The organism is Psychrobacter submarinus, assembly GCF_904846685.1.
GTDB classification, from domain to species: domain Bacteria; phylum Pseudomonadota; class Gammaproteobacteria; order Pseudomonadales; family Moraxellaceae; genus Psychrobacter; species Psychrobacter submarinus.
Window position 1 is genome coordinate 837,345 of the sequence record NZ_CAJHBQ010000001.1, and the last position, 15,005, is coordinate 852,349.

13 protein-coding genes are annotated in these 15,005 nt (G+C 44.5%); 4 read left to right on the forward strand and 9 right to left on the reverse strand.

Annotation, left to right across the window (positions count from 1 at the left end; all coding sequences use genetic code 11):
• Position 1 precedes the first annotated feature (1 nt).
• Positions 2-1,843, reverse strand: a complete 1,842-nt coding sequence (gene recJ, locus JMY03_RS03810; protein WP_201601186.1) for a single-stranded-DNA-specific exonuclease RecJ — start codon at positions 1,841-1,843, stop codon at positions 2-4.
• A 269-nt stretch (positions 1,844-2,112) separates the two neighbouring features.
• Here recJ and JMY03_RS03815 point away from each other — a divergent pair, with 269 nt between their 5' ends.
• From JMY03_RS03815 to JMY03_RS03825, 3 genes are all read left to right on the forward strand, one after another.
• The gene (locus JMY03_RS03815) at positions 2,113-2,628 is read left to right on the forward strand and encodes a hypothetical protein (RefSeq protein ID WP_201557089.1); all 516 of its coding nucleotides are present in this window, start codon (positions 2,113-2,115) and stop codon (positions 2,626-2,628) included.
• Between the two features lie 161 nt (positions 2,629-2,789).
• The gene (locus tag JMY03_RS03820; protein WP_025646382.1) at positions 2,790-3,176 is read left to right on the forward strand and encodes a hypothetical protein; all 387 of its coding nucleotides are present in this window, start codon (positions 2,790-2,792) and stop codon (positions 3,174-3,176) included.
• A gap of 164 nt (positions 3,177-3,340) precedes the next feature.
• Positions 3,341-4,132, forward strand: a complete 792-nt coding sequence (locus tag JMY03_RS03825) for an alkaline phosphatase D family protein (RefSeq protein WP_201601188.1) — start codon at positions 3,341-3,343, stop codon at positions 4,130-4,132.
• Positions 4,133-4,261: 129 nt separating this feature from the next.
• Here JMY03_RS03825 and JMY03_RS03830 read toward each other — a convergent pair whose 3' ends face one another.
• Together JMY03_RS03830 and uvrB are read right to left on the reverse strand one after the other, a co-directional pair.
• On the reverse strand, positions 4,262-4,642 hold the full coding sequence (locus tag JMY03_RS03830; RefSeq protein WP_307833133.1) for a hypothetical protein: 381 nt from the start codon (positions 4,640-4,642) through the stop codon (positions 4,262-4,264).
• Between the two features lie 217 nt (positions 4,643-4,859).
• The gene (gene uvrB, locus JMY03_RS03835; RefSeq protein ID WP_201601190.1) at positions 4,860-6,971 is read right to left on the reverse strand and encodes an excinuclease ABC subunit UvrB; all 2,112 of its coding nucleotides are present in this window, start codon (positions 6,969-6,971) and stop codon (positions 4,860-4,862) included.
• 461 nt (positions 6,972-7,432) lie between these two features.
• Here uvrB and dps point away from each other — a divergent pair, with 461 nt between their 5' ends.
• On the forward strand, positions 7,433-7,915 hold the full coding sequence (dps, locus tag JMY03_RS03840) for a DNA starvation/stationary phase protection protein Dps (protein ID WP_201601192.1): 483 nt from the start codon (positions 7,433-7,435) through the stop codon (positions 7,913-7,915).
• A 102-nt stretch (positions 7,916-8,017) separates the two neighbouring features.
• On the opposite strand, the gene JMY03_RS03845 is transcribed toward dps, so the two are convergent.
• The 6 genes from JMY03_RS03845 to JMY03_RS03870 form a co-directional block, all read right to left on the reverse strand.
• A complete protein-coding gene (locus JMY03_RS03845; protein WP_201601195.1) occupies positions 8,018-9,085 on the reverse strand; it encodes a cation diffusion facilitator family transporter in 1,068 nt (355 codons plus the stop codon).
• Positions 9,086-9,210: 125 nt separating this feature from the next.
• Positions 9,211-9,780, reverse strand: coding sequence for an acyl-CoA thioesterase (locus tag JMY03_RS03850; protein WP_201601198.1), 570 nt, complete (start codon positions 9,778-9,780; stop codon positions 9,211-9,213).
• Positions 9,781-9,946: 166 nt separating this feature from the next.
• Entirely contained in the window at positions 9,947-10,372 is a 426-nt protein-coding gene (locus JMY03_RS03855; RefSeq protein ID WP_201601201.1) for a DUF2177 family protein, read from the reverse strand.
• A 223-nt stretch (positions 10,373-10,595) separates the two neighbouring features.
• Positions 10,596-12,044: an SAM-dependent methyltransferase gene (locus JMY03_RS03860; protein WP_201601203.1), complete on the reverse strand. Its 1,449-nt coding sequence runs from the start codon at positions 12,042-12,044 to the stop codon at positions 10,596-10,598.
• Positions 12,045-12,204: 160 nt separating this feature from the next.
• Positions 12,205-13,209 (reverse strand): DUF1365 domain-containing protein, encoded by a 1,005-nt coding sequence (locus JMY03_RS03865; protein WP_227675472.1) that lies wholly within the window; start codon positions 13,207-13,209, stop codon positions 12,205-12,207.
• A gap of 11 nt (positions 13,210-13,220) precedes the next feature.
• Positions 13,221-14,951 carry an NAD(P)/FAD-dependent oxidoreductase gene (locus JMY03_RS03870; protein ID WP_201601209.1) on the reverse strand — a complete coding sequence of 577 codons (1,731 nt, stop codon included), beginning with the start codon at positions 14,949-14,951 and terminating at the stop codon, positions 13,221-13,223.
• Positions 14,952-15,005: the final 54 nt, after the last annotated feature.

The following is a 15,005-nucleotide window of genomic DNA, read 5'->3' on the forward strand; positions in this document are numbered from 1 at the left end:
CTTAGTTTACTAAAGCCAAATCTTTGACCATCAGCTGTAAGCTGCGTTTACCATTCCATTCATTGACATCGAGCTCAAAGAGGATATGTACCTTTTCGGCGCGGTAATCCCAGACATCGGTATCAAAATTAAAATAAATAGCATCGATAGGATACTGCACACCAGGATAGCGTAAGGAGAGTTTGAGATGCTTGTCTTTGAGTATCTTAAAGCTTAATACTTCAAAGACGCCATCGAATATTGGCGCGGCAAAGCCATGTCCCCAGATACTCGCGTCGGCCAACTCATCAGCGAACCATAAGCTAAAGTCGCTTGCTTGCAGCTCACCATCGGTGAATTTTTGTTCAGCGAAAACCTCTTGATCCAGCTCCGCCAGAACCTCATCAAAAGCGATGACAAACTCATCAAAATTGCGACGTTTAATCGTCAAGCCAGCGGCCATCGCATGACCACCAAAGTGGGTAATAAGCTCGGGGTTTTGCTCAGCGACTTGCTCAATAGCGTCGCGAATATGCACCCCAGCGATGGAGCGCGCCGAGCCTTTGATTGCGTCGTCGTCTCCCGTACGTTCGGTATCTGCAGGAGCAAAGACAATACTTGGCCGATAGTGGCTTTCTTTTAGGCGGCCTGCGACGATACCGATGACGCCTTGATGCCAGTCGTCCTGATAGAGCACTAAGCTGCGCTTGGTAGCAGTGGCTGGCCCAGCACCTTCGGTTGGTTTTGTTTTGACTGTAGAGGCGATAATAGTATCATCGCTGCCTTCTAGATCAGTCTCTAGAGTATTGTCAGCTGCGCTATCATTCTCTAAATCCTTAATAATTTGATCAGCCTGCGCCCGCATCTCGCCCTCGACTTGTCGGCGACTGCGATTAAGTCGCTCAAGCTCATGTGCTAAGCGCTGGGCTGTCCCCCAGTCATCGGTCAATAAGCACTCAATACCGATGCGCATATTGTCCATACGTCCCGCTGCATTGATCCGTGGCCCCAATACAAAGCCAAAGTCCTGCGCATGCAGCTGCTTAGGGTCACGTCCTGCTTGCTCAAGCAAGGCTAAAATACCGATGCAGCAGCGCCCTTGGCGAATGGCATTTAGCCCATGATGAACAAGGATACGGTTATTTTTATCGAGTACACCGACATCAGCGATAGTGCCGAGCGCTACTAAGTCTAGATATTGACTGACTTGCACCGCCGGTTTACCCGCTTCACGTCTAAGCTTTGCAAGCCTGCCTAAGACATAAAAAGCCACGCCGACTCCCACCAAAGCCTTACTATCAAAGCTGCAGTCTAGCTGATTAGGGTTGACCACAGCTTCAGCCGGCGGCGTCGCTTTGGTCGTTAGATGATGATCGGTAATGATAACGGTGATACCGTCCGCTTGCGCGCGTGCAACGCCCTCATGACTTGAGATACCATTATCAACGGTAACAATCAAATCAGGCTGATAAGTCTCAATGCCTAATTCGACAATCTCAGGCGTTAGCCCATAGCCGTACTTAAAGCGATCCGGCACTAAGAAATCGACTTGCGCTCCCATCTGAGTTAACGCACGCATCATCAGCGCCGTACTCGTTGCACCGTCACAGTCAAAGTCACCGACGATTAAAATGCGCTTGCTCTCATCGATAGCTGCATCTAATAAACGCACTGCTTGTGTGACGCCATGCAAGTCTTCAGCAGGCAGCAAACCTGAAAGCTGAGTCTCAAGCTCTTCAGGCTGCATGATACCTCGGCCGGCATATAACCGAGCCAGGGTGAAAGACTGAGCAGCGAGCGCTTGCAGCGCGATGGGTAGCTCGTCGATACGAGTACCAGTAAAGCGAGGAGTTAAATTTAGCATAGCGGTATTCTACTGGCTTTAGTAGAGGGTCACAATATTAATTTTTATCTTACGACCACTTATCGTTTGAATAGTCTGCTGCATAGCTTTTAGAGAAAAACTTATGATAGCAGTTACAAAAACCGTGCATTTTTGCGCTACTTTTCTGCAATTTGCTACAAAGCTATGATTGTACAGTGCAGATATTTCCTTAAACTATAAATTAACTTTTTTGTTTCCACTTTTAACTATTCACCCTATTATTATTCACCCAATTATAAGGATAATTTATGAAAACGACGCCAAAAGCTGAAAAACTTCCTAACACTATTGATCCCAACTTAGACCTCGAACAAGTCAGAAAAGAGTGCTTAAAATTAGTCAAAAAACGCGCGAAGCTTTCAGCCGGTGTAGCGGTTGTGCCTGTACCGTTTTTTGATGTTGCCGTTGATGCAGGTATGCTCACTCAGCTCATCCCTGAGATTAGTGAGCGTTTTGGCCTCATCGAAGACCGCGAATCAGCCATTGATCTAGAGTCGCGTGAGGTACACTGGAGCGCTATCAGAGATCGGACCGTTGACTTCGCAGGCTTAATGGCCACTCGCGGTATCGTCAAAAAGACCATTCAAGGCTTCGGCGGCCGTATCGCAGCAAAACAAGTGACGAAGTTTGTACCATTAGGCGGGCAACTCGTTGCAGCGACTATGGGCTACACTATCTTCAAAAAAATTGCCTCTGATCATGTTGAGGATTGCTACAAACTTGCCAAAGAGATTCAGCAAAAACAAAGCAGCAAAAACGTCTAAACCATCAGTTAAATCATTAATGACTAGATACTTGCAACCATATCGCCAGTTAAGCGTCGCTTAGCTGGTTTTTTATATCTCATGTATAAAGCTTGCCACTATGAATTAAAAACCAGTCGTGCTATTTTGCCTATTACAAATTCAGCTTAAAGGACTAAATAATGAAAAAACTTGTACTCTCCACTACTATGCTAGCGGCTCTTGCTCTAACAGGCTGCGCTTCTACTGGCGCTACTAGTAATTCAGGCGATGCTATCGGTACGGCCAATGAGATCGGTATGAATGTCTTCAAAGCCGCTATTGATAACCAATGCCGCAGCCAAATCGAAAACCAAAATGCGTGGCGTATTGCTAGCGCGGCGATGAGTGATGAGCAAGAAGAAGCGGTTAAATCTCGGGTATGCGGCTGCGTCAGTGAGCAAGCACCGCAGCAAGTGACTCTCGTTGAATTAGGTAATGCGGCAATAGATCCAAGCTATCGTACGCAACTGGTCACTCGAGTCGTCGCAAAATCGCTACAAAGCTGCTATGGCAGCATCGTTGGCTAAGCGGTTACAAACCGCGTCATTGTGCAAATAAACTAGGCGTAGTAATTGTTTAAAATAGCTTATTCATATAAATTGTGGATAAGCTATTTTTTATTTATAAAGCATTCTTATTTTTGATAGTAGAGAGTTTTGATAGCAACCAGTCTAAGCTATCGTAAGAGTGGATGCCGATTCGCGATGATGATAGCAATGAGCTAGATAGTCAACTGCGTATTTATAGACGTTTTGAGTTTGGTAAGCTGTTTGACTTAAATATGTTAGACACTCGTATCTTTGGCCGTGAGAAGCTTGACGCCTCTGCTAGTAATGAGCCTGAGCGTCAACTACTTGGACTTGAGCAAGAAAACTGGCTCTATCTAAACCTAATGGATGGTAAAAATCGCGGCGCAGCTTGGCAAGTGCTAGGTCAGCAAGTAATTTTAGCGCCATTTATGGGAGCGTCTGCAACCAACTCTGGTGATATTTGGAACGGCTATGCCAGTGCGCGCGATCGCCTATTAGACTATATCGACAATAACGACATCAAAAACACCGTCGTGTTGACGGGGGACTATCACGCCTCTTTTGCCTTTGATGTCGCCAAAAACCCTTTTGAGCCTAGCAGCTATAATCCAGACACTGGAGAAGGCTCGCTGGCGGTAGAGTTCGTCTGTCCGGCTTTAACGTCATTAGCTTTGCCTGAGGAAAACTCAGGCCCAGAAGCCAATCCGCACCAAAAATTTAATAATCAAGTTGATCATGGCTACATGCTTCTTGATATCACTGAGCAAGCCTTCGGCTGTGAATGGTACTATACCGATACCTTAAAAGAGCGCAACGATAGCACTCGCTTTGCCAAAGGCTTAGTCACGCAAACATCAACGAATCATTTGGTAGATAGCTCACAAGCTCGAGCTATTATGGACTCACCCGCTCTGGCCTCCAAAGACAAAGCTGTCGCAGTAAAAACGGTTTGATTCGAGTGTATTAACACCAAGCGACGATCAAGTCACAATAAAAGAGGTGCACTAAACAATTAGTGCACCTCTTTTTTGTAGACTCTATAGAAACTCTCTAAACAACGCTACTCTAAAACCTTCAAGCGCTTAGAGCTTATCTGCATCAGTAATAACCGTATCAGGACCTACAGCTGCCGCCATCGGTAGTACTTTACTACGGCGGAAATACTTAGAATGCGTGTTTATGATCTCATTAACACCATCGATGAGATCTTCAATCACGTCGTCATAAAGACCGTGATGCAGCTCAGTCTCAAAATCAGTAAAGGGATGCTTACGCGCCGCCGCTCTGACATCAGTAATGCCTTGTTTGCTATAAAACACATTGACACTACCGTCACTATTTAGCACACAAATCAGCTCTCCCTCATCAATCATCATATCGAAACGCTGCGGCGTAAAAATATAATCATCGACATCGAGTAACTCTTTTTCGATTCCTTTTTTAAATAACGATTTGACGTCCACTATGGTTATACTCCTAGAATAATTTATTGAAAATCTTATTTTTTAGCTAAAGTCTGTATAAGGCTTTAGCTAACTTTATCAAACGATACTTTATTAATTTATTCTATAAAATGAACTCGCTATTTTTAAGGTGAAAAATGTAAAACTGCGTTTATAGTTAGTAAGAATAGCCGCTCTTCGTTATATCGAAATATCGTGTTTTCAGCTTCGCATACTTCTAAATCAAATGCGCCTTGAGCTCTAGCACTTTATCGCGTGTCTTAGCAGCATCCTCAAACTTGAGGTCACGCGAGAACTGCTTCATTAGCTTCTCAAGACGGTTGATCTCTTTAGCCAGCAGATCAGGGCTTCTGAGTATACTGATATCGACATCCGGCAGATTGCTCTTAACTGGAATCGCTTGATTGTCGTTAGCATCAAGCTCTTCACCGGTATCGATTTTATCAGTGACACTACGGCGCGCGCCTTTTGGCGTGATGTTATGCTCCACATTAAAGGCGATTTGCTTTTCGCGGCGACGATCGGTCTCCTCTATCGCCTTTTCCATACTTGGCGTCATACTATCGGCGTAAAGAATCGCTTTACCGTTTAGGTGGCGAGCAGCGCGGCCAATGGTCTGAATAAGGGAGCGCTCAGAGCGCAAAAAGCCTTCTTTATCGGCATCAAATATCGCCACCAATGACACTTCTGGCATATCGAGCCCTTCACGCAGCAGGTTAATGCCGACGAGTACATCATGAACACCCGTACGCAGCTCGTGAATGATTTGCATACGCTCAACGGTATCGATGTCGGAGTGCAAATAGGCCACCTTGATATCGTATTCTTTGAGATAGCTGGTGAGATCCTCCGCCATGCGTTTGGTCAAAGTGGTAATCAATACGCGCTCATCCAGCTCGCGGCGTTTGGTAATCTCTGAGAGCACATCATCGACCTGCGTGAGCACAGGGCGTATCTCAATCTCAGGGTCAATCAGCCCCGTCGGACGTACCACTTGCTCGACGACTTGCTCGCTGTGCTCAAGCTCATATTGTGCAGGGGTCGCACTAACATAAATGGTCTTGGGCTTGATACGCTCCCACTCTTCAAACTTCATCGGCCGGTTATTCATCGCGCTTGGCAGGCGAAAACCGTAATTCACCAAGTTCTCTTTACGTGACCTATCGCCTTTATACATCGCGCCGACCTGCGAGACAGTCACATGCGATTCATCGATAAACAGCAGCGCATCTTCTGGAATATAATCAAACAACGTCGGCGGCGCCTCACCCCAAGGACGACCAGATAGATGCTGCGAGTAGTTCTCAATACCATTACAGTAGCCGAGCTGCTGAATCATCTCTAGATCATACTGCGTGCGCTCTTTGAGGCGCTGCGCTTCAATCAGTTTATTATTATCACGAAAGTACTCAAGACGCGGCTCAAGCTCAGCACGAATGGTCTCGCTGGCGGCCTCGAGGCGATTACGCGGTGTCACATAATGCGACTTGGGATAAATGGTAATCCGTGGCACGCTGCGTACGGTTTTGCCTGTCAAAGGATCGAACCAAGTGATCTTTTCGACCTCGTCATCAAACAGGTGAATACGAATCGCCAACTGCTCAGACTCCGCAGGATAGATGTCAAGTAGCTCCCCGCGCAAGCGATACGTACCACGGCCAAAATCTAGCTCGTTGCGGGTATATTGCATCTCGACCAGACGTTTGATGGTCGCGGTACGATCGATCTTGTCACCGACCACAACGTGTAGTAGCATTTTCAGATAACTCTCCGGATCGCCCAGACCGTAAATACAAGAGACGGATGCGACGATAATAGCATCCCGGCGCTCAAGCAATGCCCGCGTTGCCGACAGACGCATCTGATCAATATGATCATTAATAGCGCTGTCTTTTTCGATAAAGGTGTCGCTAGCCGCGACATAAGCTTCGGGCTGATAATAGTCATAATAGCTGACAAAATACTCAACAGCGTTATTCGGGAAAAAGGCTTTAAACTCGCCATATAACTGCGCCGCCAAAGTTTTATTATGAGCCATGATAATCGTTGGGCGCTGGCACTCACTAATCACCTTAGCCATGGTATAAGTCTTACCCGAACCCGTCACGCCAAGCAGCAGCTGCTCATCCATATCAGCATTGACACCCTTAACGAGCTTTTCAATCGCCTGCGGTTGATCGCCTGCAGGCTCAAAGTCGGTGACCATCTCAAAGGCGCGGCTTGATATTTGCGTCCCTGACGCATTGACACCACTGATCTCAGCTTCGCCTTGTAGCTGAGTGGCTAATTGATTTAACTGGCGCGACGAGCGCGGTTCGGGCATACGCATATTAGCTTTCTTCTTTTTTAAGTTTACAATTATGTGGGGGCTTTATGCCTGTTTTTAAAGGTTATTTGCTGGCCTTGATGCTAGTAATTTGGTGTTAATTACAGACCATAATCACTGACTATCAAAGCTGATATTCAGCTATCAGTTATGAGTGAGTATTGATAAGAAGCTCATTAAGATACTTTATTAAATCAAAGGCTGCTGCCCCGCTTAGGTAATCAAAGATTATCTATAAGACTTGTTTTAGCCTGTTATATTTACAAAGCTTTTCATGCTTAACAAAGCCATTACATGACCACCTAATAAAGCCTAACGCTCATGGGTTCCCTACCTCTAATAAGCTGTTATTATTAGTATCGAAAGTTGATAAGAAAACGCTGACTAAGAGCTTTAAACTAAGAGTCTAAAAATTTAGTCGGTCATTGGATAACAATTAAATATAATCAAAAATGGAGTAATCTATGAGAGAACGTTATGCAAGTGGTATAAGTGATGATACTGCTAAGAAAATGATTGAGCTGTTAAACTCTAATCTAGCCAACTTGATTGATTTGAGTATGGATAGCAAGCAGTGCCATTGGAACTTACAAGGTACTGGATTTATCGGGGTGCATCAGTTATTAGATGAAACTTATGAGCGTCTGACAGAAGCTTTTGATACTGTCGCTGAACGTATTGTCATCTTGGGCGGCAAAGCAAATGGTATCTCTAAGCGTGTCGTTGAAGATTCTATTTTAGAAACTTACCCAACTGACATTACTGAAGTTGAGCAGCATGTTCGTGAGCTGACCAACCGTTATAAGACTATTGCAGCTTCACTACGTGAAGGTATCGATACAGCTGGTGATGCAGGCGACGAAGATACTGCGGATTTATTAACCGAAGTTAGCCGTACTATCGATAAAGATGCTTGGTTCATCGGTGCTAATGCGCCTAAAAAATAATATTTCTATCGCTGTTATTTGCTAAGTTATAGAATACAAAAAAATCGCCATCTAGGCGATTTTTTTGGTTTGATACTTTTTTTGGTTTGATACTAGAGTTATTTAGCTTCGCACTGGATCTGGAGTGCTTTTATGTGGCGCTATGGTTTTGGCATTAGGCGCAGATAGCGTCAGGATGGCCTCTTGAAATATCTTATTGGCACGAAACTGGCTCTCGATGCTCTCAAAGATCTGCTCGATACTCTCTTCTCTTTGATTACCTCTGACATCTACAGCCGCTACCATAAATATCTTTTTTGGTCCCACCCATTCTAAATGTAAGTAAGAGACGCTATCGACTCCTTCATGTCTCAAAAGCTCGCTTAATACATAATCATGCGTACTATCTGAAACTTTATACCCCACCAAAAAGTCGCGATTACGACTGATCAAAAATATCGCCACTGCCCCTAATAATATACCGACAATAATGGAACCTAACGCATCCCAAAAAGCCTGCCCGGTATAGACGTGCATGCCCATTGCCGCTGCCGCGATAACTAGACCAGTAACCGCCGCTAAGTCCTCAAAAAACACCCCGCGCAAAGTGGGGTTAGAAGTCTCAACCACATAACCAATAGCGCTAACCTCGATAGCCTGACCTTGCTTTTTACTTTGCAAATAAGCTTGCACTAACGAGAAGCCCTCAAGTACAAAAGCCACTGCCAAAATAATAAAAGCGATCGTATAATTGGTCTCAGCTTCTGGTGCATTCCATTCGGTAATACCTGTATAAATAGAGACAATGGAGCCTGCCATAAACACGCCAAAAGCCGCTATCATCGACCACACATAAGCTTCTTTACCATAGCCTAACGGATGACTTTTATCCGCAGGTTTGACGGCTTTTTGCTCAGCGACTAATAAAAAAACACCATTGCCCGTATCCGCCCATGAGTGCGCCGCCTCCGCTACCATAGACGCAGAGCCGGTGATAAAAGCGGCAACGGACTTAGCGATAGCGATCAAAAAGTTAGCGCCAATAGCAATCAAAACCGTAATCACCGAGCTGGACTTTTTGTCTTTATTATCAGGATCTGGTTCAGGCTTTTGCGCGTTTGGTTTATGACGCGTCAGCTCTGGACCACCTAAGTGTAATTGCGGGTTGGCGACGGAGGGTTTTAGACTCATAAAAAACTCTATAATATGGGTTAAAAGTTTAAAGGCTAAACATAATTATTATCTAGACTAAAATAAATTAACCGTTATTGTTTTACAGTAGCCCATCCGTTAACTGATGGTAACTTTTGACAATGTTACTTAGATTCTGGGTTGGTCTGCGTATTTTCAGCTGTGCGGGTCAACTCTCCGACTTCTTTACTGATATCGCAACTAGGACGATGTGCGCTTTGCATACGCATCTCTTTTCGCTCTAATGCTGCATCAGCGCGGCACTGTTGGCTCTCGTTTTTGATCTCTAGCGGCGGCACAGGCGTAGGCTTGCCGTTATCGTCGATCGCGACCATGGTAAAGTAGCAGCTATTGGTATGGCGGATCGTCCGCGCGCGTACATCTTCGGCCTCAACGCGAATACCGACCTCCATTGAGGTGGTACCGACGTAATTAACACTAGCGGCAAAAGTGACGAGCTCGCCGACATAGATAGGCTCACGGAACATCACCTGATCGACCGATAGCGTGACAACGTAGCTACCACTGTAGCGACTGGCACAGGCATAAGCGACTTGATCGAGCATTTTGAGCAAGTCACCACCGTGGACATTACCGATGAAGTTGGCCATGTCTGGGGTCATCAGTATCGACATATAAAGTTCGTGATTGAGTGGTGCTCTTTTTGCAGTGGAGCTAGTGTTGTACTGAGCCATAGTGATCCTTAGTTACTGTGCGGGAGTCATTGTGAAAGTGTCATTGTGGTTTGTTGTGCAAAGTTTATTTGTCATTTATACAGTAGGCGATTATTTAGTGCAAATCGATAAAACCAAAAAAACGGCTTAACCTAAGTTAAACCGCCGTTATTAATCGCTCAAAAAATTAAGCTGTAGCCGCTTTATTTAGCCAGCGAAAACGATATGCTAACCAAGCTGTGCCTGCACTGACTGAACCCGTTAAAAAACCGCCCCAAGTAAAGTCTACCAAGGCAGTATCTAGCGTATAGCCTTTAAATAAGGCCAAACTGGTAAAGTCATAAGTACCGTATGCCATTAAGCCAAGTAAGCCGCCCAATAAGAAGATATGCCCGACAGAAGCTTCTGCTTTTATTTGCGGATAAAGAACAATAATACATAAAGCTAGGATATAGAACATATAGAACACAGCCGCCGCCATCATATTCGGCTCATTCGCTAAAAGATGACCGATACGCTCTTCATAAAACAGCCCTTTCATCGTTGACAGCCAGACAAAATCCACGCCCAAAAACATAGCAACAGCAACGAGATAAACAAACGTATAGCCCATAATAATATCCTTTTATCATACTACACATAGATTTTCACTGCCCCTATGTCTAGCCTATTTTATTTGCGTAATCTATTAGACTTACTACCATGCTTTAACTGTACTTCAATATAACGTCTTTAGATTTAGTAATCGTTATGGCTTTAGGTAACTTAATTGTAAAGTGTCTTTCATTTATAAAGTCCTTACCACGATCACTAGTTTAATTTTAGACCTCTTATCCTTAGCCAAATGCAGCCGCAATGCTAGAAGCGCTACGCTGATTAATAGTACTGCCCATGGGCTTGTTTATCACATCAGTTACAGGCGAATCAGAGAAATGTAAAATATCGATATTGTCAGGTTTCACCGCAGTCAGTTGGACAACGCCAATGGTGCGCTCCAAAAAGCCGCCTTCGCAGTAACAAAAATAAAACTCCCACAGACGGATAAAGGCCTCATCATAACCAAGCGCTTTAATCTCCTCGCGCTGCGACATAAAGGCAATACGCCAATCGCGCAAAGTATGCGCGTAGTCAAAGCCATAGTCATGCAGTTGCTTAATAACCATATCCGTCTGCTGGGTAAACTGATTATTCAGCTCTTGATTGGAGAGCAGACAGCCGCCTGGGAAGATATGAGTCTGAATAAAATCCACTGAATCAATATAGTCTTGATAGTTTTGATCGTTAAAAGTGATGGCTTGTAATACCATTAGTCCCGTAGGCTTAAGCAAATCATTGCATTTAGCAAAAAAGGTGGGCAAATACTCATAACCGACTGCCTCTATCATCTCAATGCTGACTAGCTTGTCATACTGTCCTGACAGATTGCGATAGTCCTCTTTGAGTAAAGTTATCTTGTCAGACAGCCCTGCCGCGTCAATGCGCGCCTGTGCTTCATCGAACTGCGCATCGGATATGGTTGTGGTCGTTACATGACAGCCGTAATGACTCGCAGCATAAATGGCAAAACCGCCCCAGCCAGTGCCAATCTCGATCACTTGATCATCGGCAGTCAATTGCAGGCGCTGACAGATAAGCGCAAGCTTATGCTGCTGAGCCTCGCTAAGGGTGGCCTCTGGGTTTTTGTAGACGGCCGAGGAGTACATCATGGTCTCATCTAAAAAACGCTGATACATATCATTGCCCAAGTCATAGTGAGCTAAGATATTGGATTTAGAGCCTGACTGGTCGTTACTACGCAGCTGATGATTGGCCTTCTCAAAGGCTTTGCTTATACCGGCAAAGCGGTTCTCAAGCTTATTGAGCACTGCTAGATTACGCGCCGCCAAGCGTATCAAGCCTGTCAAATCATCGGTATCCCACTCGCCATTAATGTAGCTATCGGCAAGCGCTATAGAGCCGCCAAAAAGCAGCTGACGATAGACACTGATATCATGAATCGTGAGGGTTACATGTAGAAAATGACGACCGATAGCAGAGCTACTTTTGCTATTGATAGCCTGACTACCAAAGCTATATGCTTGCGTCTGTGACGTATAATCCTCTATCATAGTGATACCGCCAAACTGTACTCGTTTTAACGCTTGAAATATCGCCTTTCTAGCTACAGCATTAACGCCGTTACTCACAGGTCGCAAAAGAGCGCTATCATTTAAAGTCTGATTCAAACGGGCATTGATTTTCTCTAATCTACTGCTTGGCTGGCGGTCGGTTGGTCGGGCTGGCATCGCGGTGGTATCCTTTTGTCCGTTTAAGAGAGTCGCCTATGGATCAACGCTCAATATTAATATTCTTCTTTACTACTGTTGTTCAAAGCTTTTATGTCGTTAAAACTATGGTCTAGATCTGTTACATCAGCTCAGTTTTAGCCGGCTGAGTGATTACTTGTTAATTATTTACTGACTGCTCACTATCTGCTAGCTTCTCATCGTAATTGATATAAGGTACTTTTTTGAATGCATAGAGTTTAAAAGCATGCCAATAGATACGAGTGAGTGAGGTGAAATTCATCAATGGGTTTTGTTTTAAGCTTTGGCGGATGCTCTCGTGGGTCATCGGCTCTCCACTCATTTTTATGCCCGTTTTGAGTACTTCACCGCGCTTGTCACTGATATTGATCGCTATCCGAATATCAAAAATATCGTTTTTATTAGCCTTATTGCTTTTAGACGGTTGTGGTTTGATGCTGACCTGCCAGCGATAGAGCTGATCGATAGGATTAAAGGGCGAGACATGAAAATCTTTATCATGACAAAGCTCCGTCTCCGCGCCTTTTAATAAAAAACCATAATAGTGACGCTTATCCCACGGTGTATTAGACACTTCTGCTAGTAAATGGGTGGGCGTTTGCTCACTATCAAAACCGATATAAAAGTTCACTGGGCTAAAATAAACACCAACATTGCGGCACACTACTAAACCAATAATTTCGCCTGTCGGCGTGCTGCCCGTTTTATCTTTAAAGACAGCATTTAAACGCTGCAACAATCCCTCTATACTTTTAACATTAGCATCAGCACTAGTATCGACATTAGCATCAGTCGCTATTTCTTGATTCGCCTGATCTAATGGCAAACCTTGCAAGTAGTCATCGGCATAAAACTGCTGTAACGCTTTATGTTTCGCTGAAAATATCGGCAAGCCTTTGATAATTGCTGCACCAAAGGGAAGTTTATTGAACAGTTTTGCGCTATGAGTATGGTTATTTTGAAGCTGCATGCTTGCGACTTCTGGTAATCCATCACCTGCTGCCAAAGCGCTAATATTGACGCCCCAATAACGGTACGGATAGATAAATTTATGCACACTCGGTAATAGGCGACTGTGCCACGTTGTGCCATGAAACAGCTGATGGGTAAATTGACTATTAGACGAGTGGTCTCTTTTAGGCATTAAGCGCTCTTTCATTTATGTTTACTGCTGTGAAGGACTCTAGCCAACAGACCGTGCTTTTTTGTTTTAGCAGCGGTTAGAACTTTAGGCTTAGCTGCTATCGATGCGATATAAGCAAGCAATTCTTGATTGGTCTCCGCACTAAGCAGTTGGCGATTGTCTAATTTGTGCATAGATTTATCCGCTCTGACTGGTATGTCTTTATAGACAAAGGGCGTATGCGCCGACTCACCATCTGGCAAATGACTGGCGTCAACCTCGTCTTTGATGTCAATCTGACTACCTAAAGACTGACAAACTCGCAAGCCACTGCGCACGCCATCTTCGTGAAAACCGTTGAACCAATAAGCGCCGCAAAAGTGCGTGTGCAAACCACTACTAGAGATGGTTGACCACTGCTTTTGCGCCTCTATCATCGGCTTGTCAAACACCGGATGGCTATAGTCAATCGACTTGATAATTTGTGCAGGGTCAATCTTATGATTAAGCGTGACCAGATAATTGTGCTGCTTCGTCAGTCTTTGTAAGATATTCATATGATACGTCAGTACTGGCTTCGCAGAAGTTTGCTCGACTGTGTTATGCGTCTTGCCATCGGCATCAAGCAAGTAGTTCCAACTCGCCCAAGCCAATGGCTTATTGGGCAGGACGCTAGTATCGGTATGCAACACAGCTGTGTTAGAAGTAAAGCGAAAATGACTTAAGACCTCAGTCTCATCGCTAGTCGCATCTTGCAAAATCTTTAAAGCAGTATTGGCGTGACACGCAAAAATCACCTCATCAAAGTCTAAACTTTCTATACTCTTGCCATTACTCATCTTCAAAGTCACTTTAGCGTCAGTACTGTCAGCTTTGTTGTCCTTATTACGAGTGACCGACTGTACGGGAGAGTTGACTCGCACTTGCCCGCCTTTTTTAACAAAACGCGTCACCAACTTATTAACATATTGCTTAGAGCCACCTTTAATCGTGAACCACTGCGGGCGATTGACCACGTCTAGCAGACCATGATTATCAAAGAACTGCGCAAAGAAGACTAACGGGAAATCTTGTACGTCTTCTAAGCTCGTTGACCAAATAGCTGACACCATAGGCAGCAGGTAGTTATCAGTAAATAATTTTCCGTAACGTTTACTGGCTAAATACTCGCTCAAGGTTTGCTGAGTGTAGCGAGTGACCGCTTCGCCATTGCTGCGAGCCGCTTCAAAATCCTGACGCAGCTGCTTCATCTGCTTGTTAAATTGCAATATATCTTGCACAAAGCGCCAAAACTTCGGGCTGATGATATTTTTACGCTGCGATAGCAAGGTATTGATGGTATGACCGTTATACTCAAAGTTGCGGGCAACGTTTTTGACCGAAAAGCTCATATCTGTCGATTGAAACGGCACTTGCAGCTCATGCAACAGACGAAAAAAATTCGGATAAGTGCGCTCATTAAAGACGATAAAACCGGTATCAATCGCACTTTTTTCTACCTGACTTTTTTTACTAAACCTAGACTTTGACTTTCTGCCGTCTTGTAATGCCACATCGATAGTATTGACGTGACCACCGATATAATCATTAGCTTCAAAGACGGTAACGTCGTGCTCTTCTACTAAATAGTGCGCGCAAGTGAGTCCTGAGACGCCTGAACCGATAATGGCAATATGTTTTTTAGTTTTACCATTCTTTTGGCGATTATCATCGCTAGTCCTAATCTGTGCGGCGGTTACAGCGTTACGGCGAAACAACGGCATGCCTATTATCCTTTAAACTTTTTTAATCTATTTGACTGTCTTGATGTACGTAGC

What these genes read in the sequence shown, in the direction of transcription:
- JMY03_RS03825 (WP_201601188.1), top strand. Translation starts at nt 3,341, where the DNA reads ATGCCGATTCGCGATGATGATAGCAATGAGCTAGATAGTCAACTGCGT.
- uvrB (WP_201601190.1), bottom strand. Translation starts at nt 6,971, where the DNA reads ATGCGTATGCCCGAACCGCGCTCGTCGCGCCAGTTAAATCAATTAGCC.
- recJ (WP_201601186.1), bottom strand. Translation starts at nt 1,843, where the DNA reads ATGCTAAATTTAACTCCTCGCTTTACTGGTACTCGTATCGACGAGCTA.
- JMY03_RS03865 (WP_227675472.1), bottom strand. Translation starts at nt 13,209, where the DNA reads ATGCCTAAAAGAGACCACTCGTCTAATAGTCAATTTACCCATCAGCTG.
- JMY03_RS03815 (WP_201557089.1), top strand. Translation starts at nt 2,113, where the DNA reads ATGAAAACGACGCCAAAAGCTGAAAAACTTCCTAACACTATTGATCCC.
- JMY03_RS03860 (WP_201601203.1), bottom strand. Translation starts at nt 12,044, where the DNA reads ATGCCAGCCCGACCAACCGACCGCCAGCCAAGCAGTAGATTAGAGAAA.
- JMY03_RS03850 (WP_201601198.1), bottom strand. Translation starts at nt 9,780, where the DNA reads ATGGCTCAGTACAACACTAGCTCCACTGCAAAAAGAGCACCACTCAAT.
- JMY03_RS03845 (WP_201601195.1), bottom strand. Translation starts at nt 9,085, where the DNA reads ATGAGTCTAAAACCCTCCGTCGCCAACCCGCAATTACACTTAGGTGGT.
- JMY03_RS03820 (WP_025646382.1), top strand. Translation starts at nt 2,790, where the DNA reads ATGAAAAAACTTGTACTCTCCACTACTATGCTAGCGGCTCTTGCTCTA.
- JMY03_RS03870 (WP_201601209.1), bottom strand. Translation starts at nt 14,951, where the DNA reads ATGCCGTTGTTTCGCCGTAACGCTGTAACCGCCGCACAGATTAGGACT.
- JMY03_RS03855 (WP_201601201.1), bottom strand. Translation starts at nt 10,372, where the DNA reads ATGGGCTATACGTTTGTTTATCTCGTTGCTGTTGCTATGTTTTTGGGC.
- dps (WP_201601192.1), top strand. Translation starts at nt 7,433, where the DNA reads ATGAGAGAACGTTATGCAAGTGGTATAAGTGATGATACTGCTAAGAAA.